The organism is Centipeda artemidis DSM 19719 (assembly GCF_000426665.1).
Classification (GTDB): Bacteria; Bacillota; Negativicutes; order Selenomonadales; family Selenomonadaceae; genus Centipeda; species Centipeda artemidis.
Genome location: NZ_AUFU01000011.1, coordinates 60,365 through 77,804, shown reverse-complemented (window position 1 = coordinate 77,804; position 17,440 = coordinate 60,365). Strand labels below are relative to the sequence as shown.

Here is a 17,440-nt window from a genome sequence, read left to right as displayed (position 1 = left end):
GGGACAAGAAGATCGAACACGAGAAAACTTCCATCCGCTGCAAGGTGGAGCAACCGTTCCTCATTGTGAAGCGGCTGTTCCAAGCGGGCAGGACAAGGTATCGTGGCATCAAGAAGAACCTGCTCCGTTACTATCTGCTCTTTGCATCGGCGAACCTCGTCATGTGTTTGAGGGCAGGAAGGCAGAGGGCGTTCTGCATGACAATGGGATAAGTGCGCCCTTTTTCCCAAATTTCCCGGTGAAATGGGCGATTCGGGGAAGAAAAAGGGGCAATGAGAGCAGTATTGCTCGCTCTTTTGTATTGCAATTTGTGAAATTTGTGTCTGCGGATCAGCCGGCTGTGATTATCCACTATTTATCAGTGATTCCTTAAAAAACTTATTCCACGTTTTGTATGGAGAGGATTTAAACGGTTCTGTTGGTTCGATTTCTTGTTGATAAGCGGAGATACTGTCTCGTATACATATAAGAACCTCCTTTTTTAATGATTCTCGATCCGTTTGAATCAGGTAGCCCATACATTTCCAATATCCAATTTTTGTTTTATACTCTTTGAGCAAGTAAATTTCTCTATCCTTTTTATTTACATATATGCGTACGGAGCCTCTCATCTCAATCTTCCTTTCATTGATCACGGTTTTGTTCAGATAAACCTTGCTTTATAAATTCAAGCGAGTAAGAGTATCGTCATATTTGATTACAACGACCGGATTATACGAATCATTTTTTGCCGTTTCGACAACAGCTATGTATCTGTCTTTCTTTGCGCTTAGGGAATGTGTTCCGGTGATCGCCTTTATTTTTTTCACTTCCCATCCGGTGCTTAATAGATATGCTTCTATCTCACGGATAGAATCCTCACCCGATTGATTCGTTTCGAGGCATGTCGTGAGGGCTTGTGAAATCAACGCCCTGCTAGTGCTTCTAGGCTGTATTTCTCTGACTGTATATTTATCCAAAATCTCTATTCTATGTAATACCCGGAGCATCGCTTGTTCCCTTTCTTGTATTTCGTGTTGAAAAAAGGTGCCGTAATAGTTTATTATATTATACAATGATCCAACGCATGGAGCAATTTAGAAATAAAAATCCGGCGACATGGAGATGCCCCGACGACGGTACTATTTCAGTATCGTTGTCGGGGCATTGTTGTAATTTACAAAGAGATTTTCGTCGGTTGGGAGGTGTCGAGGTCAGCCCAGCTCATACCCTGCGTCATCGAGGACGGCGGAAAGCTCGGTATCGGGGATGTCGCGCGCGGTCTTAAAGGTCGCGGTGCCCGCTTCGAGGTTCACGCTGACGTCCGAGACGCCCTCCATGCCGGAGAGCGCTTTCGTGACGTGCTTTACGCAGTTCGGGCAGGTCATGCCCTTGACGTTGATTGTTTTTTCCATGATTTTTCCTTCCTTTCCGGAGCTGCCGGCGGCAGTCTCCTCCATATCTTCACCCCGATCATCGGGGAGTGAAAGCTCCAAAATATTGACCTCCGCCGTGGGCGCATCCGTCGCAGCCTTCTCCTCGTGCGCGATGGCAAAAAAGCGCAGGCGCAGGGCGTTCAGCACGACGCAGACACTCGACAGGCTCATCGCCGCCGCGCCGATCATGGGCGAGAGCTTGATGCCAAACGCGGGATAGAGCACACCCGCCGCGAGCGGGATGCCGATGATGTTGTAGAAAAACGCCCAGAAGAGATTTTCCTTGATATTGCGCATGACCGCACGGGAGAGACGCATTGCAGATACGGCATCCAGCAGGTCGCTGCGCACGAGCACGGCATCCGCGCTCTCGATGGCGACGTCCGTGCCCGCGCCGATGGCAATGCCGAGATCCGCCTGCACGAGGGCGGGCGCGTCGTTCACGCCGTCGCCGATCATGGCGACGCGGTGACCGTCCGCTTGCAGCCGCTCGACGTGGGCGCGCTTATCGCTCGGCAGGACACCCGCGATGACGGCCTCGATGCCGAGCCGCGCGGCGATCGTGCGTGCCGTGCGCTCATCGTCGCCCGTCAGCATGACGGGGGTCAGCCCCATGCGCTTCATCTGCGCGACGGCCGCGGCGCTCGTCGGCTTCTCTGCGTCGCGTACGCCGAGGAGCCCTGCGATGCGGCGGTTGCGAATGACGATGAGCGCGGTCTCGCCGCGGTCTGCCATCTCCTCCATCCGCGCGCGGACGGTATCGGGGAGCGTGATCCCCATTTCATCGAGCAGGGCGGCGTTGCCTGCCGCACACGGCGCACCGCCGACTGTGCCGCGCACGCCTTTGCCGAAGACCGCCTGAAAGTCCGTGACGGGCGGGACGCTGAGACCATGCTCCGCCGCATAGCCCGTGATGGCGGCGGCAATCGGATGCTCGCTCCCCGCTTCGAGCGCAGCGGTGAGCGCGATAAGCTCGTCCGCCGTCATGCCCGCGGGCGCGATCGATACGAGCTGCGGGCGTCCCGCAGTGAGCGTGCCCGTCTTGTCCATGAGAACCGTGTCGATATGCCCCGCCGTTTCGAGCGCTTCGCCCGACTTGATGAGGATGCCGTGCGCCGCGCCGCGCCCCGTGCCGACCATGATGGCGACGGGCGTCGCGAGCCCGAGCGCGCACGGACAGGAGATGACGAGGATGGAGATGACGATGGAGAATGCAAACTCCGTATCCGCGCCCATCATGAGCCACACGCCGCCCGCGATGAGGGCGATTGCGATGACCGCGGGGACAAAGACGGCGGACACGCGGTCGGCAAGGCGCGCAATCGGCGCCTTTGACCCGCTCGCTTCGTCCACGAGCCGAATGAGCCGGCGGATCGTCGTGTCCTCACCGACGCGCGTTGCGGCGAACCGGATTGTGCCCTCGACGTTCAGCGTGCCCGAGGTCACGGTGTCCCCTTCGGATTTCGGGACGGGCATGGATTCGCCCGTGACGGCGGATTCGTCGATACTCGTTGCGCCCTCCGTGACCGTGCCGTCGACGGGAATGCGCGCGCCCGGGCGGACGACAATGATGTCGCCGACCGTGAGCGATGCGACGGAGACGGTTTCCTCAACGCCGTTCCGCATGACCTGCGCTTCGGCGGGGGCGAGCTGCATGAGCGCACGGAGCGCCCCCGTCGTCTGCCCCTTGGCACGCGCCTCAAGATATTTTCCGACGGTGATGAGCGTGACGATCATGCCCGCGGATTCGAAGTAGAGGTTCGTGCTGTACGCCTCCACGAGCGCGAGATCGCCGTGTCCGAGTCCCCAACTCATGCGAAACATGGCGAACACGCCGAAGAGTGCGGACGCCTTCGAGCCGATGGCGACGAGGGTGTCCATGTTCGGCGCGCCCCTGAGGAGGTTGCGGAAACCGTGGACGTAGTACGCGCGGTTGACGTACATGATCGGCAGGATCAGGACGAACTGCGCGAGCGCGAACGTCAGCGCGTTCTCCGCTCCGTGGAATACCGTGCCGAACCATGACGGGTACGGGATGCCGAGCGGCATGAACATGTGGTGCATCGCGATATACATCGTCGGCAGGAGGAAGATGATCGAGATGAGGAGACGCGCGCGCATCGCGCGGATCTCCTTTTCGGCGCTATCCTCCGCGGATGTCGCGGCGGGCGATGCGCTCTGCGCGCCGGGCGCGGACTTCACGCTCGCCCCGTAGCCCGCATCCTCCACGGCGGAGATGATCGCGGCGGGACTTGTGCGTCCTTCGTCGTAGGAAAGCGTCAACGTATTCGTCAGCAGGTTCACGCTGACATCCGCCGTCCCCTCGACTTTCTTCGTCGCCCGCTCGACGCGCGCCGAGCAGGCGGAACAGGTCATGCCTGTGATGGTGAATGTTTCTTTTCGCATAATTTCATATATTTCCCTTCCAAAGTGTGACGCAGGATTTTGACTTACTGAATCTGCACCGCTTTGGCATCCGCCTTGCCAAAAAAGCGGGGCTTAAAAATGGCTGCGGCGGATGCCGACGCTGCACGAAACGATGCGGCACAACGCCGTGTTCCTTGCTCTGCATCCAAACTTCCGCGTCACTTATGTTGCGGAGGCGCACCGCTCCCCATTGTGCGACGCGCAACATATTGTAACTTGATGTTTTTCTATTATATCACGCCTTGGCAAGAGGGGGGCTGTGTTTTTGTGCATGGTGGGTAAGGAGTCCCGTTGACGTGTGTGTTACTATAAAAAAGAACATATATATGTGTACGAACAGGAGGAAAAGATGTTTCAACGAATCGACCGCCCCGGCTTTTACTATGGCTTCCCGGTACTACTCATGACGACGAAGGATCAAGAGACAGGGGAGGACGCCTTAACGCCGCTTTCCTCCTCGTGGGTGCTCGATCAAACAATTGTCATCGGAATCGGCGCGGGCAACAAGGGATTTTGCAACATAGAAGCGGGGGCGGATATGGTTTTTAACCTGCCGGGTGCGAATCTCTATGAGAACGTTAAGCGGATCGAACGCCTGACGGGGCTGCGCAAACTTTCTGAGGTGAAGAAAAATCTCGGCTATACCTACTGCGTGGATAAGTTCGGCGTCGGCGGATTTACGAAGCTGCCTGGGGAGACCGTCGCGGCTGTGCGCATTCCGGAATGCCCCTTTCACATTGAGGCGACCGTCGAATCCATCACGCGCAAGGACTGGTTCGCGATCGTCGTTTGTCACATTACGGCGATCTTTGCGGATGAAAAACTTTTAACGGCAGATGGGCGCATTGATACGGCACGCTGGCAGCCGCTCATCTATAAGCTCAAGGAGTATACGACGACGGGCGTGCGGCTCGAACTGAACTTTGGGTTCAGGGAATATTGAAACCGCGCGGTCATGAAAACGACAAAATAAAAGGACGGCAGACGTTTCATCTGTCGTCTTTTTAGTTTACAAAAATTCTACTCGATCAGCCCGATTTCCTGAAAACATTGGCCGAGTGTATCGTTAGAGGTGTCGGGCTCGAACCGTTTGCCCTCTTTCCAGTTCGCCGCGCCGGTCATATTGATGGCGAGCGCCGCGGCACTGCGGTCGATGTCGCTGCTGCCGGAGGTGCAGATCGGAACGATGGTCTTGCCGGAAAAGTCGTAGCTCTCGACGAAGCTGTCGATGATGCGCGGCTCCTGCCCCCACCAGATCGGATAGGCGAGCACGATCGTGTCATATTGATCGAAATTCTCGATCTTATTTGCGATCTTCGGGCGGGCGGAGGGATCGTTCTGCTCTCTCGTCGCGCGCGCGACGAGGTTCGCGTAGTTCAGATCCTCGCTTGTATACGGCTCCGCAGGCTGTATCTCAAAGACGTCGGCACCGAGGACGTTTGCCGCGTTCTTTGCAAGCGCCTCGGTTCGTCCCGTACCGGAGAAGTAGACAACAAGCGTTTTGCCCGGAGCTGTTTTCGGTGCGGCGGCGGTCTCCTGCTTTGGTGCAGTGTCCGTGTCGGCGTTCGTTCCGGCGGAAGAGCCGCAGCCGATCACCGCCAGCATCAGGAAGAGCGCCGTGATGATGGACAGCAGTTGTTTCATCGTTTATCCCTCCTTTTAAGGTTCTCCTAGGTTCAGAATACCGCGTTACGGATGCGGTGTCAATTCATTTCCTTTTCCCATGCGCGGATGATGCTGAAATCCAGCTTGTCCGCGGTGTCCTTGAGGAGCCGGATCTCCTCGGGCGAGAGCGAGATCGCGGCGGCTTTGACTGCATCCGCGACGTGATGCGGCTTCGTGACGCCGATGATGGGGAGCGTCCCCTTGCCAATCGCCCAAGCGACGGGGATCTGCGCGATGCCGACGCCGTATTTATCCGCGAGTGTTTTGAGCGCGGCGTTTAATATCTCGATTTTATCGAGGACGGGATTGTATGTTGCCGCACGCGCCGAGCCTTCGGGCATGGGATGATGCGTGTCATACTGCCCCGAGAGTGCGCCCTGCTCGAGCACCATGTAGGAGAAGAAATGCACGCCGTTTTCGCGGCAGTATGCGAGGATGCCGGAGTCCTCCGAGGAGCGGTTCAGCAGGCTGTAGTGGTTCTGTACGGCACCGAGCCTCAGCCCGTGCTCACGCAGAATCCTGTCCGCCTCCTTGATCTCGTCGATGTTGTGATTCGATACGCCGATCATGGGAGGAGTTTTCTTATCCTTGAGGAAAATCGCAAGATCGCGGATCCAGCGCGGCGCGTCGACAGGGTTGTGTACCCAGTAGATGTTCATATGGTCGACACCGAGCAGGCTGCACTGCTGCTCCCACATGTCCCGCACGGGCGTATTTGATTCGTAGTTCATACACTGCGGCGTGAGTTTGTCCGAGACGATGTAGCTCTCACGCGGCAGCCCCTTGAGGAACGCGGCGAGCATCTGCTCCGATGTGCCCATGCCGTAGGCGTACGCCGTGTCCCAGAGGTTCAGTCCCGCGGCCATCGCGGCGTCGAAGACCGGGCGCAGCGATTCCTCCGTGTAGTTCGTGCCGAATGTGCCGTCGTTCCCCCATGCCCATGCACCGAGCGCGATCTTTGGTAGTTGTGCAGCCATTGTAAATGCCCCTCCCATACAATAGATGCTATTTCCCTGTGTATGCGGTGATGCCGTCCGCAACCATCGCGGCGCGGAACTCGTGCACCTCATAGTGCGCCATGTTGTCCGCGTAGAACACGTCCCCGCGCAGGATCGCCTCGAGTGCCTCCCGGCTCTCCGCTTGCGCGATCATGATGCCCGCGCCCTCGGCGTCGAGGTACGGACCTACGATGAGAAAGTCCCCGCGGTCAAAATGCGCCTTGAACCATGCGCGGTGCGCCGTCATCAGTTCGTCGGCGCGCTCCGCCGGAAGCTTGTCCCTATCGATATACTCGCTGACAATATACATAGATCGTTCCCCTTTCCATTGATACGCTTGATACATTTATGTTCAGTATAATACCTAGAGCGTAGTTCAGGTCAAGAAAATACTCGACGCAGGAGATTTTTCGGCATCTTTTTTGCCGTGTCGAGGGCTTGCATATCGCGCCCCGGTTTGATACAATCTATCTTGCTTGCGGTTGTAGCTCAGATGGATAGAGCATCTGCCTCCTAAGCAGAGGGTCGCGCGTTCGACTCGCGCCAATCGCACCATATACGCCAAAACAAAGGGCTGTGTACGCGCAGATTCGTACACAGCCCTTTTCTATTTCTTTCCAAATCCAAACAGCGATTTGAGTTTTGTGCCGATGCCGGAGGATGATTCCGCTTCCTGCGGCGCATCCGCCGCATCCTCCTCGGGGATGTCGTCATAAAGGTCGGAGTCATCCGCCGCACGGGGCAGAGCGTCACTATAGCTCTCCGTATCGTCGGCACCGAGGTCGAATCCCGCGCCGTAGTTCGGGGAGAATCCGGAGATGATCTCGATGCCGCAGTTCGGGCACCTGCGCGCGGAGGAGGGGACAAATTTGTCACATTTCGGACAGAACATAGGAATCCCCCTTTCTCAGTCTCTCGTCAGACGAACGACAGATACGATACTGACGATGCCGCAGACGAGTGTAAGCGCGGCGCAGGCGATCGTGCCGCTGCTCGGCTCGATACTGAGGAGTGAGAGGAGCTGCGTCGGATCGATCTCATCTGTGCCGGAAAGAGCGGCCTCTACGTTCAGACGATCCAGCTCACCGTAGAAATGCGCGATCGGCAGCACGATCACAGGCGTGGGCAAAAGCGCCGCATAGACGAACAGCGCTTCATAGGCGCTGCGTCCAAGGGTCTTCAGACGGCGCAGGACGAGCGGCAGCGCCGCGAGCGGATAGATGGAACTCAGAAGGAGGATGAAATAGTAATCGCTCCCGTATGGCAGTATACCTGCAGGCATCAATATGATGCACAGCGGATTGATGATGAGGTTGGATGCGAACATGAGGATGAAGTTCGCTGCAGCACAGACGAGGAGGGCGGAAAAACGAAAATTGCGGTAATTGATCGTTCGGATCCGGCTCAGGAATGCCGTTCGTACACCCGGCAGGGGCTGCGTCGACGGGGGCGCGCCGTAGGCATTTTCCCCGGCATCTCCGCTGCCGAAGAAAAGCCATCCGTTCAGCGGAATGAGGATCAGCAGGAGGACGGCGCCGATCAGCGTCGAGCCAAGCAAAATGTAGGGAAGGGTATTTCCGCCGGTGGACCAGTGCATGAAGTCCGTCAGGAAACTTGTGAGCGGAATGCCCATCGCGTGGGCCTGACTAACGCCCCAGATCAGTATGTAGAACACGGGGATAAAGATGATCGTCAGGATGGCAAGGAAGGCGGGCAGGGCGTAGAGACCGCTGCGTCCCATATCGTGCAGACGGCGCACGACGGCAGAGACGCCGAGGAACGGCGTCGCGAGGAGCATCAGGAAGATCGCGGCACCGAGCGTTGTAACGGTTAGCCCCCAGAATGCCGGCGTTGCATCGCGGAAGAGAGATGCGGCGACGAGGTAGTTCAGCGGCAGGACAAGGCTGTCATAGAGGGCGAACAAAAGCCCCTGACCGCCGCAGATCGCGCCAAGCGTGAGTGCAAAGTCGCGGCGGGAGAGCCGACCCTTCATTGAGAAAAAGCGCAGATCGGAAAACGTGTGCAAAGGGGCATCCGGGAGCTCGGCAGCGGCAGCGGGCAGGGATGGCTCCGCATCGGCGGGCGGCGACGGCTGCGCATCTCCGGCATTTGCCGCAGCGGGCAGCGCGCGCGGATCGTCGCCGTAGGCGTTTGCGCCCGACTGTCCCTCCTTGAAGAGGAGATAAAAACCGAGCGCCACATTGACGAGCGGCACATAGAGGAAGAGGAGGTACCACCCCGACATGCCGACATCGTGCAGGCGGCGGACGGTGAGGGTCAAATGGGAGATAATGAGCGGTGTGCAGAGCAGCATGAAAACGCCGATTCCGGTCATGAAGGAATGCAGAAATGCCGCGAATGCACCCTCCCCGGTATCGATCAGTGTCATACCGATATAAATGCTGAAGAAGATCAAAAGGAGCACGCCGAGGGCGGCGAGCACAACATTGCGCAAAAAGTACCGCTTTCGGTTCAGACGGCCGTCCGTGCGGAAAAAGTTCTCCTTGAGTCCTCTGTCCGGCATATGCATAGTGATTCCCCCGTTCCTGCGATCAGTTGAAATTCTGTTTCATTGTAGCACGAATCACAGGGGCAATCAAATAGAAGGAGATGAAGCTTTTCAGGATGTTTTCATCAAAGCCGTATGCGCCGGCGATCCCTCTTGCACGATGTGATATGATAGAAGTACCGCGCGCTGCATACGGCGTGGGCGGCATGATGAAAAAGGAGAGGGGCGCGCTTTATGGCGGAGGGATTTCGGGAGATACTGGCGGCGCGTGCGGCGGCGTTCGGCATGCCGCTGACGGATGCGCAGCTCGAGCAGTGTGTGCGCTACAACGAACTGCTGCTCACGTGGAACGAACGCATGAACCTCACGGCGCTGACCGCGCCCGAGGATGTGGCGGTGAAGCACATTGTGGACAGTCTATCGGCGTACGACGCGCCGCTCTTTGCGCGTGCAAAGTCGCTCATCGACGTCGGCACGGGCGCGGGACTGCCGGGCATTCCTCTTGCGATCTATGCGCCGGAGATCGAGGTGACATTGATGGATGCGCTGCAAAAGCGCGTCCGCTTCCTCACGGAGGTCATAGAACAGCTTGGTCTTAAAAATGTCGTCTGCGTCCACGCACGCGCGGAAGCGGCGGCGCGGATGCACACCTACCGCGCGCAGTATGACATCGCCGTCAGCCGCGCGGTGGCGCGGCTGCCTGTGCTCGCCGAATATGCGCTCCCCTTTGTCCGCGTCGGGGGGACGTTCCTCGCGCTCAAGGGGCGCGCGTATGCCGAGGAGATGGAGGAGGCGCGCGCGGCGGTGGAGATGCTCGGCGGCGGCGGGATCGCGGCGCGCCCCGTGACTCTGCCGGGACTTGACGATGTGCGCGCCGTGCTCGTCATCGAGAAATACCGCAGCACGCCGCGCGCCTATCCGCGCCGTGAGGGAACGCCGGAGAAGAGCCCCCTTCGTTCGTGTCCTTGAAATAATTCTAATGAAGGATTTATTTCCTTTTTGTCGAAATATGAAATACAGGTTGTATTTGCTGTACGCATCTTCAAGGTCGGATTAAATCGACTTATATCTGAATACGTCGTGTTTTTGGCAATAGAACCTGGGAATAATCAGCAAGGGGATGAGGTAATGAACCGAGTCAAAGGATTTGCGGCGGGACTTTTCGCCGCACTCGTCTTTGCCCTGCCTGTGGGGGGCACGGCGGCATCGGCAGCGGAGGAAAGCGCCAATCCGGCCGCCCCGCCGCACCGGACGGCAGACGAGGTACAGACGGGCGCGCTCAAGGCGCCCGCAGACGCGGCGGCACAGCGCGATGCCGAGCGCGCCGCACAAAAGGCTGCAAAGCAGGCGGTCAAGGAACAGAAGAAAGCGGAAAAGAAGGCGGCAAAGGCGGAGAAAAAGCGCGAGAAAAACGCGCGGTTCAAGCGCCTTTTTGTCGACAACGGCTTTACGTATTATCTCGATTCGAAAAACTCGCGGTGGATTCCGCGTCCGAACAGCGGCTCGGAGCGCATCATCGAGGCGTGGGTACGTCTGGTGGAGGATGCGCAGAGTGATGCGGCGGATAACGATGCGCGCCCGCAGAAATACTTTCTCGAACATTACTATATCAGTCCGACCCGGCGCGAGATCATGTTCATCTCGGAGCTCGAGGTCACGGGACGCCCGGAGAACGCGATTCATGAGCGTCCGTACGATGCGGCGCATTGGGAACGCCTCGTCCCCGGATCGATCGAGGACGACCTCTTCGACGCCATTGTAGCGCGGATGAAGCAGGCACCGGGCGAGCGCCGCGGCGTGCTCAGCGGAACGAGCGGAATGAGCCTGCGCGACATGGTGGAGGAATACGCGCGCATCTCTCTCTGACGCGCCTGTGGGGGGAAAGAACCCGGAGGATTATATTTTGAAGGAAAAACCGTGTAATTACGACCGGTGCCAGGTCACGGGGCTGCTGAATATGATGCAGTTCATGCGGCATGTCTCCGTTCGTATGCAGGAAGGCGGGGCGGGGAAACTCACCTTCCTGTATTTTGACATCGAAAATTTTAAGAGTTTCAACCAGCGCTACGGGTTCTCGCAGGGCAACCAATTCCTGCGCTACATGGCGGATCTCCTGCGCGAGACGTTCGAGGAGGATCTGCTCGCGCGCTTCAACGACGACCATTTCGCCGTCGCCACGGGGCGCGAGGACATCGCGGCGTGCATTCAGTACATCCATGAGCGCGTCCGCGCTTATGAGCTGGGGCTTGCGATGGAGATCAAGGCGGGCATCTACCGCCCCCCCGAGGATGTGCGCGACATTGCGCTCATCATGGATCGTGCGAAGATCGCGTGCAACAGCATCAAAAAAACCTACGACCTCACGTGGGCGGAGTTTGACCCCACGATGGAGGAGAACATCAATTTCCGCAGCTACATCATCAGCTCGTTCCAGGAAGCGATGGCGCAGGGGCACATCGAGGTTTTTTATCAGCCTGAGATTCGCACGATGACGCGCGAAATCTGCGGGTTCGAAGCGCTCGCACGCTGGCGCGACCCCATCCACGGCATGATCGCGCCGGGCACGTTCGTCCCCGTTCTCGAGGACGCGCACCTCTCGCCGCAGCTCGACCTTTATATCGTCGAGCAGGTGTGCAAGGACATTCTCCTCACGCGCAGCAACATCCCCGACTGGGAGCAGCTGCGCGTCTCGGTCAACATCTCGCGTGCGGATTTCCGCCTGCTCGACGTCGTGCAGGCAGTCGAGGATATCCGTATGCGCTACGGGATTGAGCGGACGATGCTCAACATTGAGGTCACGGAGGGCGTACTCAACGACGATGAGAAATTCCTCCAGTCCGAGATCGCGCGCTTCCGTGCCACGGGCTATGAGGTCTGGATGGACGACTTCGGCAGCGGCTACTCCTCGCTCAACAACATCAAAGACTATGTGTTCGACGTGCTCAAGATCGATATGGCGTTCCTGCGCTCCTTTGAGACGAACCCGAAGACACGCGTTGTCGTGCGCTCTATCGTCAACATGGCGAAGGAGATCGGGATGCACACCCTTGCCGAGGGCGTCGAGACGGAGGAGCAGTTCGAGTTCCTGCGCGAAATCGGCTGCGAAAAGGTGCAGGGCTTTCTCTTTAGTCCCCCCATCCCGATTGGAAAGATGGTTGCTTATTGTCAAAAAAGAGCGGTCGAGCCGTTTGACCTCGCGGACTATTATACGGAAATCGGGGCGATTAACGTCCTCTCGAGCGAACCTCTGGAGCGGCGCGGATCGCCCGAGATCGGCGATGCGCCTTCGCTTGCGCTGCTGGAGCGGCGGGACGGCGAGATCCGCTATCTCTACCAAAGCCGCATGTTTCGGCTGTTCCTTCATAATATCGAGCTGGATGAATGCTGTGCGCATACCCCGAACTACGAGCGGCGGCTCAAGCAGAACCACCGCATGATCGGGCATATGATGGAGGAAGCGGAGCGTACGGGACGAGAGGCGTACACGGACTTTATCACACGCAACTCGTTCAACAGCGTACGGCTGCGGCTCGTCACACAGTGCCCCGACAACTCCCGCGCAGTCTTTCTCATGGCGACCGTCAACATCTCGCGCTTCAGCCCCGAGGCGGGTTCTATGCAGGAAGCGCTCAATCAGATCGTCGCGCTCTATGACCGCATTGATCTCTACGAACTCGGAACGCATCGTGTATCGACGCTCTACCGCGACGTCTATGAGCCGCGCTATGAGGAGACCTATGGGCATTTTGAAGATCTCGTCGTACGCTATGCCGACGAGATGATTATTCCGGAAGACAACGCCGCATTCAAAAAATTCTACAGCGAGACGCATCTGCGCGGCATTCTCGAGCACAAAGAGCCAAGCGACCATACCGCCGTACTCTTCCACAAACGCATGCCGGACGGCGAGCGCTGTCTGCGGCTGCACTATCTGATCCCGTTCCACGTTGAGGGACACGACTATGTCATCTCGTGCATACAGACCATCGACGAGAAGGGCATCGGCGCCGCCCTTGCCTCTCTCGCATAGATATGATTGCTTCAAATAAAAAACCGTCACAGAGACCATCTGCGGCGGTTTTTGTGTGCTTCTCGCACATGGGGCGGGCATGCACAGTCTGCGGCAGCGCGGCGCCCCTATCGGACAGATGGTATTTATGGTATAATAACGCCGATACGATTGCGAAAACGGCTTTAGCACGCCGGAGGAGGATACATCATGCAGAGTTTTACCTTTCAGAGTCCTACGGAGATCATCTTCGGGCGCGGGGCGGAGGATCGTGTGGCGGAGCGGCTGCGCGCACGCGGGGCGAGCCGCATTCTGATTCTCTACGGCGGCGGGAGCGTGGTGGAGTCGGGGCTGCTCTCGCGCATTGAGAAAAATCTGACGTCCGCGGGTCTGGCGTTTCTCGTCATCGGCGGGGTGCGTCCCAATCCGCGCGTCTCCCTCGTACGTGAGGCGATTCGCGAAGGCATCGCGGCACAGGCAAATTTCGTCCTCGGTGTAGGCGGCGGCTCTGTCATTGACTCGGCGAAGGCGGTTGCACACGGGATTGCGAACCCAACCGTGGATATTTGGGATATTTGGACGCACAAGGTCGAGATCGAGCAGACCATACCCATCGGCACGGTGCTGACCATCCCGGCGGCGGGCAGCGAGGTCAGCGACTCGGCGGTGCTGACGAACGAGGATACGGGACGCAAGCTCGGGCTCAATACGCCGCTGAACCGCCCGCTCATTTCCTTTCTGAACCCGGAACTGGCATTTACGCTGCCGCGCGCGCAGATCTCCGCGGGGGCGGCGGACATCATGATGCACACGATGGAGCGGTATTTTACCAATGTGAAGGAGGCGAACGTCTTCACTGACCGCGTGGCAGAGGCGCTGATCCGGACGGTGATGGAGTGTGCGGAGCGCCTGCTCATCTCGCGCAAGGACTACGACGCGATGAGCGAGCTCATGTGGTGCGGGAGCGTGTCGCACAGTGGATTTACAGAACTCGGGCGGTGCAAGGATTTCTCCGTGCATAAACTGGGGCATGAGCTCTCGGCGCGGTTTGATTCGACGCACGGGGCGACGCTGACGGCGCTTTGGCCGTCGTGGGCACGGCATGTTTATAAATATGACGCGCCGCGCTTTGCGCAGTTTGCCGCTGCGATCTTTGGCGTCAATGCGGGGACGGACGAAGAGCGTGCGCGTGCGGGCATCCGGCACATGGAGGAGTTTTTCACATCGATCGAGATGCCGACAAGCCTTGCGGGGCTTGGTATCGGCACGCCGGGCAAAGGGACGATTGAGGAACTGGCGCGCGCAGCGACGGCAAACGATACGATCCGCCTTGGATGCTTCCACCCGCTGAACGCGGCGGACGCGGCGGCAATCTATACGGCGGCGAATCACTGAGACGGGGCGCCGCTGGGTGTGCGGCAGCCGGCGCGCTTATCCCTGTGGTTCTAAAGAAAAAGTTGAGGCGCAGCCCGTTCGAAAACCAAAACCACCGTAAAGAGCGTATACTTTGCGGTGGTTTTTGATTGTATAATTTACAAAAGCCCGTGCATGTTGGTATAATAGCACAAAGAAAGGAGCCTCTTGCTATGGTTCTGCCGGACGATTATCTAGACGACCTCATGGTACGCATGGCACATCACTCCACTGCCATCGAAGGGAACTCTCTGACGCAGGGGGAAACCAAAAGCGTCCTAGTCGACGCCTATATTCCGCGCGCGATGAATGTGCGCGAACTCAACGAGGTGTTGAACTATAAGCGGTTCATGCCCGTTTTGCTCGAGATGCTCAAAGAGCATTCGCCTGTTGATGTGATGTTCGTTCGCCGCATTCATGGAATCCTATGCGGGAATGCGATCGAGGGCGTGCCCGGCGCATTCAAAACGGTGCAGAACATGATTGTCGGCGCAGACTTTACACCGACGCCGCCCTATCTTGTGCCAATGCAGCTGCACGATTGGGCGTCCAATCTCGAGACGCAGATGATATGCGCCGTGACCGATGCAGAGCGCATCGAGGCGATCTGCCGGCAGCACATCGCCTTTGAGCGGATTCATCCCTTCTCGGACGGCAACGGCCGCACGGGGCGTGCATTGATGGTGTATTCCTGTCTGCGCGCCGAGCTCCCGCCCATCGTTGTTCCCGTGGAGCAAAAGCCCGCCTACATCAGCTGTCTCAATACGGAAGATCTGCCCGCCTTTGCCGCCTTTGCGAACCGGCTGATAGAGGAAGAACGTGCGCGGATGCGGCTGTTCTCGTAAATGCGCCCCGTCGGTGCATCAATATGTGTAAACCTGCCGCCTTGCGGCACCGAAGAAAGAAAGGTCGATGTCCGTATGGTCGAAGGAGGACGCCGCGCGGCGTTCATGCAGGGGATACACGACGGGGTGCCGATTGCGCTCGGGTATTTCGTGGTCTCGTTCACGCTCGGGATTCTCGCGGGGACGGCGGGGCTGAGTCCCGTGCAGGGGTTCGTGGCGAGCTGGCTGAACTTCGCCTCGGCGGGCGAGTACGCGGGATTTACCTCCATTGCGGCGCATGTGCCGTTCGCGGAGATCGCGGCGCTGACGCTCGTCGCGAACATCCGCTACACGCTGATGTCGGCGGCGCTCTCACAGCGGTTCGCGCCCGATACGCCGCTCCTTCATCGGGTCGCGGTGACGCTCGGCGTGTCGGATGAGATCTTTGGCATTACCGTTGCGCGCGGCGGATGTGTAGAGCCGTACTACAACTACGGTGCGCTCGCGGTCTCTCTGCCCGCGTGGTCGGTCGGCACGGCGCTCGGCGTGGCGGCGGGGGACGTGCTCCCGGCGGCGGCGCTCTCTGCGCTGTCGGTCGCGCTGTACGGGATGTTCATTTGGGTGGTGATTCCGCCCGCGCGGACGAGCTGCGTCATCGGGGGACTGGTGCTCGCGAGTTTCCTGCTGTCCTTTGCGGCGGCACATGCGCCGCTCGTCTCCGCGCTCTCGGGCGGCACGCGGACGATCATCCTGACGCTCCTCATTGCGGGCGCGGGGGCGGCGCTCTTCCCGGTGCGCGGGGAGGAGGTCGGCGATGCATGACATTTGGAGCTATATCGCGGTGATGTCCGCCGTGACGATTGCCATCCGCCTGACGCCTGCACTTCTCCTGCGGCGGGAGATAAAAAATGTGTTCGTGCGATCGTTCCTCTACTACGTTCCCTACGTGACGCTCGCTGTGATGACGTTCCCCGCGATCATGGAGACGACGCGCATCCCCGCGGCGGGGGCGGCGGCGTTCGCGTTCTCACTCTATCTCGCGTGGAACGGGGCAAGTCTCTTTCGCGTGGCGGCGGGGGCGTCGGTGACGGTGTTTCTCGTGGAGCTGCTTTTCTTTGCATAATGTTTGGGATTCGTATTTGCCATTTTTTGGGCATTGTTATATAATTGTGTGAATATTTACATGAGAAAGGGGAGTTCTCATGGAGTTTGACTGTTGGACGGGCATCCTCGTCGAGGGAAAACCGTACACAATCGTGGAGAAAATCCGATATAAGGAAAAAGAGACTGATGACCGCTGGACGGAATACGGTCTCGCCGCGGAGGGCGAAGAAAAACGTTTATGGCTCACCGTCGAGGGGGATAATCTTTCATGTACGCTCAGCCGGACGGTGCATCGGTCGACGGCGCCGCAGGGCTACGGTCTCCGGGACAAGGGGGAGCAGATCGTCACGGGCGTGTGGGGCGACACGGACGCATCCGTCGGGGATACGGCGTCCTACCGCCAATATCGGCATGAGGACGGGAAGCGTCTCTTTTTCATCGAGTGCTGGAAGGGCGGCGAGCAGGATTCTGCCGAGGGACACAGCGTACAGCCGAGTGACATCGCACTCGATCCCGAGGTCTCTGAGACGCGCGTCGGCGCGATGAAGTGGTCGGCGCTAAAGAAGCGGTTCATGAACGGGCTGTCACAGGGCGTTACCGTTCTCGGTGTGGGGCTGTTCTTCTTCTTCATGATCGACGAGATGCCCGATATGAGCACATGGCACGATCTGCGCCGTCTCGTGGGGATGCCCTATGCGGCGGAGGAGCGCGTCGGGGATGCGCCGTACGCATCCAAGGAAATCTCCGCCGAGGGCGGCGCGCGTGCCTACGAGGTGCAGACGGATGCGGGCACGGCGACGCTCGACCTCATCGAGGGACTGGACGGGAACGTCATGGATGGGTATACGGAGCCGGAGCTAGAGGATCTACCGTTCGTTCTGCGTACGAAGGCGGAGGAGGTGCGTATCACCGCCGCATCTGCGGGGACGGCGCACATCGCCATACTGCCGCACTACGTCGACGATGCGTCCGCACAGAACCGGCTCAAACGGAACTATACGCTTGCGCGCTATGCGGAGGTTGTCCGTACAGGAGATGTACGCGGTCGTTCCGTTGTCGTGCGGCAGTAGTAGCCC

At 58.6% G+C, this 17,440-nt stretch carries 16 protein-coding genes, 1 tRNA gene and 1 pseudogene; 11 read left to right on the top strand and 7 right to left on the bottom strand.

The annotated features are described in order from the left end of the window. Positions 1–212: pseudogene (locus K341_RS11690) on the top strand (IS5 family transposase); the annotation flags it as partial. A 981-nt stretch (positions 213–1,193) separates the two neighbouring features. Here K341_RS11690 and K341_RS0107710 read toward each other — a convergent pair. Further along, positions 1,194–3,821 (bottom strand): heavy metal translocating P-type ATPase, encoded by a 2,628-nt coding sequence (locus K341_RS0107710; RefSeq protein WP_026762396.1) that lies wholly within the window; start codon positions 3,819–3,821, stop codon positions 1,194–1,196. 44 nt (positions 3,822–3,865) lie between these two features. Further along, positions 3,866–3,991: a hypothetical protein gene (locus K341_RS13020; protein WP_009752610.1), complete on the bottom strand. Its 126-nt coding sequence runs from the start codon at positions 3,989–3,991 to the stop codon at positions 3,866–3,868. 200 nt (positions 3,992–4,191) lie between these two features. Here K341_RS13020 and K341_RS0107705 point away from each other — a divergent pair, with 200 nt between their 5' ends. Then, positions 4,192–4,785 carry a sodium:proton antiporter gene (locus K341_RS0107705; RefSeq protein ID WP_026762395.1) on the top strand — a complete coding sequence of 198 codons (594 nt, stop codon included), beginning with the start codon at positions 4,192–4,194 and terminating at the stop codon, positions 4,783–4,785. Between the two features lie 77 nt (positions 4,786–4,862). Here K341_RS0107705 and K341_RS0107700 read toward each other — a convergent pair whose 3' ends face one another. Genes K341_RS0107700 through K341_RS0107690 form a run of 3 tightly spaced genes read right to left on the bottom strand, consistent with a single transcriptional unit; the run spans position 4,863 to position 6,815 of the window. Next, complete coding sequence (locus tag K341_RS0107700) at positions 4,863–5,486, bottom strand: flavodoxin (protein WP_026762394.1); 624 nt, start codon at positions 5,484–5,486, stop codon at positions 4,863–4,865. Between the two features lie 59 nt (positions 5,487–5,545). Next, complete coding sequence (locus K341_RS0107695; protein ID WP_026762393.1) at positions 5,546–6,484, bottom strand: aldo/keto reductase; 939 nt, start codon at positions 6,482–6,484, stop codon at positions 5,546–5,548. A 28-nt stretch (positions 6,485–6,512) separates the two neighbouring features. Further along, entirely contained in the window at positions 6,513–6,815 is a 303-nt protein-coding gene (locus K341_RS0107690) for a YciI family protein (protein ID WP_026762392.1), read from the bottom strand. Between the two features lie 168 nt (positions 6,816–6,983). Here K341_RS0107690 and K341_RS0107685 point away from each other — a divergent pair. Further along, positions 6,984–7,060 (top strand) — tRNA-Arg (locus K341_RS0107685). Positions 7,061–7,112: 52 nt separating this feature from the next. Here K341_RS0107685 and K341_RS0107680 read toward each other — a convergent pair. Beyond that, positions 7,113–7,397 carry a zinc ribbon domain-containing protein gene (locus K341_RS0107680; RefSeq protein ID WP_026762391.1) on the bottom strand — a complete coding sequence of 95 codons (285 nt, stop codon included), beginning with the start codon at positions 7,395–7,397 and terminating at the stop codon, positions 7,113–7,115. Between the two features lie 15 nt (positions 7,398–7,412). Beyond that, positions 7,413–9,029 (bottom strand): DUF805 domain-containing protein, encoded by a 1,617-nt coding sequence (locus K341_RS0107675; RefSeq protein WP_248676886.1) that lies wholly within the window; start codon positions 9,027–9,029, stop codon positions 7,413–7,415. Positions 9,030–9,248: 219 nt separating this feature from the next. Between K341_RS0107675 and rsmG the strand changes: the two genes are divergently transcribed. The 8 genes from rsmG (at position 9,249) to K341_RS0107635 (ending at position 17,434) form a co-directional block, all read left to right on the top strand. Then, positions 9,249–9,983 carry a 16S rRNA (guanine(527)-N(7))-methyltransferase RsmG gene (rsmG, locus tag K341_RS0107670; protein ID WP_026762389.1) on the top strand — a complete coding sequence of 245 codons (735 nt, stop codon included), beginning with the start codon at positions 9,249–9,251 and terminating at the stop codon, positions 9,981–9,983. 30 nt (positions 9,984–10,013) lie between these two features. Further along, on the top strand, positions 10,014–10,880 hold the full coding sequence (locus tag K341_RS0107665; RefSeq protein WP_037349514.1) for a hypothetical protein: 867 nt from the start codon (positions 10,014–10,016) through the stop codon (positions 10,878–10,880). 37 nt (positions 10,881–10,917) lie between these two features. Next, entirely contained in the window at positions 10,918–13,044 is a 2,127-nt protein-coding gene (locus K341_RS0107660; RefSeq protein ID WP_026762387.1) for a putative bifunctional diguanylate cyclase/phosphodiesterase, read from the top strand. A 189-nt stretch (positions 13,045–13,233) separates the two neighbouring features. Continuing rightward, positions 13,234–14,418: an iron-containing alcohol dehydrogenase gene (locus K341_RS0107655; RefSeq protein WP_026762386.1), complete on the top strand. Its 1,185-nt coding sequence runs from the start codon at positions 13,234–13,236 to the stop codon at positions 14,416–14,418. A 191-nt stretch (positions 14,419–14,609) separates the two neighbouring features. Next, on the top strand, positions 14,610–15,281 hold the full coding sequence (locus K341_RS0107650) for a Fic family protein (protein WP_026762385.1): 672 nt from the start codon (positions 14,610–14,612) through the stop codon (positions 15,279–15,281). A 75-nt stretch (positions 15,282–15,356) separates the two neighbouring features. Further along, complete coding sequence (locus tag K341_RS0107645) at positions 15,357–16,082, top strand: AzlC family ABC transporter permease (RefSeq protein WP_026762384.1); 726 nt, start codon at positions 15,357–15,359, stop codon at positions 16,080–16,082. Beyond that, a complete protein-coding gene (locus K341_RS0107640; RefSeq protein ID WP_026762383.1) occupies positions 16,075–16,383 on the top strand; it encodes an AzlD domain-containing protein in 309 nt (102 codons plus the stop codon). Before K341_RS0107645 ends, K341_RS0107640 begins: the two co-directional genes overlap by 8 nt. 79 nt (positions 16,384–16,462) lie before the next feature. Beyond that, positions 16,463–17,434: a DUF4178 domain-containing protein gene (locus tag K341_RS0107635; RefSeq protein ID WP_026762382.1), complete on the top strand. Its 972-nt coding sequence runs from the start codon at positions 16,463–16,465 to the stop codon at positions 17,432–17,434. The last annotated feature ends 6 nt before the right edge of the window (positions 17,435–17,440 follow it).

Excerpts from the sequence above, each read along its gene's own strand:
- K341_RS0107675 (WP_248676886.1), bottom strand. The coding sequence starts at position 9,029 with ATGCCGGACAGAGGACTCAAGGAGAACTTTTTCCGCACGGACGGCCGT.
- K341_RS0107680 (WP_026762391.1), bottom strand. The coding sequence starts at position 7,397 with ATGTTCTGTCCGAAATGTGACAAATTTGTCCCCTCCTCCGCGCGCAGG.
- K341_RS0107695 (WP_026762393.1), bottom strand. The coding sequence starts at position 6,484 with ATGGCTGCACAACTACCAAAGATCGCGCTCGGTGCATGGGCATGGGGG.
- K341_RS0107700 (WP_026762394.1), bottom strand. The coding sequence starts at position 5,486 with ATGAAACAACTGCTGTCCATCATCACGGCGCTCTTCCTGATGCTGGCG.
- K341_RS0107710 (WP_026762396.1), bottom strand. The coding sequence starts at position 3,821 with ATGCGAAAAGAAACATTCACCATCACAGGCATGACCTGTTCCGCCTGC.
- rsmG (WP_026762389.1), top strand. The coding sequence starts at position 9,249 with ATGGCGGAGGGATTTCGGGAGATACTGGCGGCGCGTGCGGCGGCGTTC.
- K341_RS0107650 (WP_026762385.1), top strand. The coding sequence starts at position 14,610 with ATGGTTCTGCCGGACGATTATCTAGACGACCTCATGGTACGCATGGCA.
- K341_RS0107705 (WP_026762395.1), top strand. The coding sequence starts at position 4,192 with ATGTTTCAACGAATCGACCGCCCCGGCTTTTACTATGGCTTCCCGGTA.
- K341_RS0107645 (WP_026762384.1), top strand. The coding sequence starts at position 15,357 with ATGGTCGAAGGAGGACGCCGCGCGGCGTTCATGCAGGGGATACACGAC.
- K341_RS0107640 (WP_026762383.1), top strand. The coding sequence starts at position 16,075 with ATGCATGACATTTGGAGCTATATCGCGGTGATGTCCGCCGTGACGATT.
- K341_RS0107635 (WP_026762382.1), top strand. The coding sequence starts at position 16,463 with ATGGAGTTTGACTGTTGGACGGGCATCCTCGTCGAGGGAAAACCGTAC.
- K341_RS0107690 (WP_026762392.1), bottom strand. The coding sequence starts at position 6,815 with ATGTATATTGTCAGCGAGTATATCGATAGGGACAAGCTTCCGGCGGAG.
- K341_RS0107655 (WP_026762386.1), top strand. The coding sequence starts at position 13,234 with ATGCAGAGTTTTACCTTTCAGAGTCCTACGGAGATCATCTTCGGGCGC.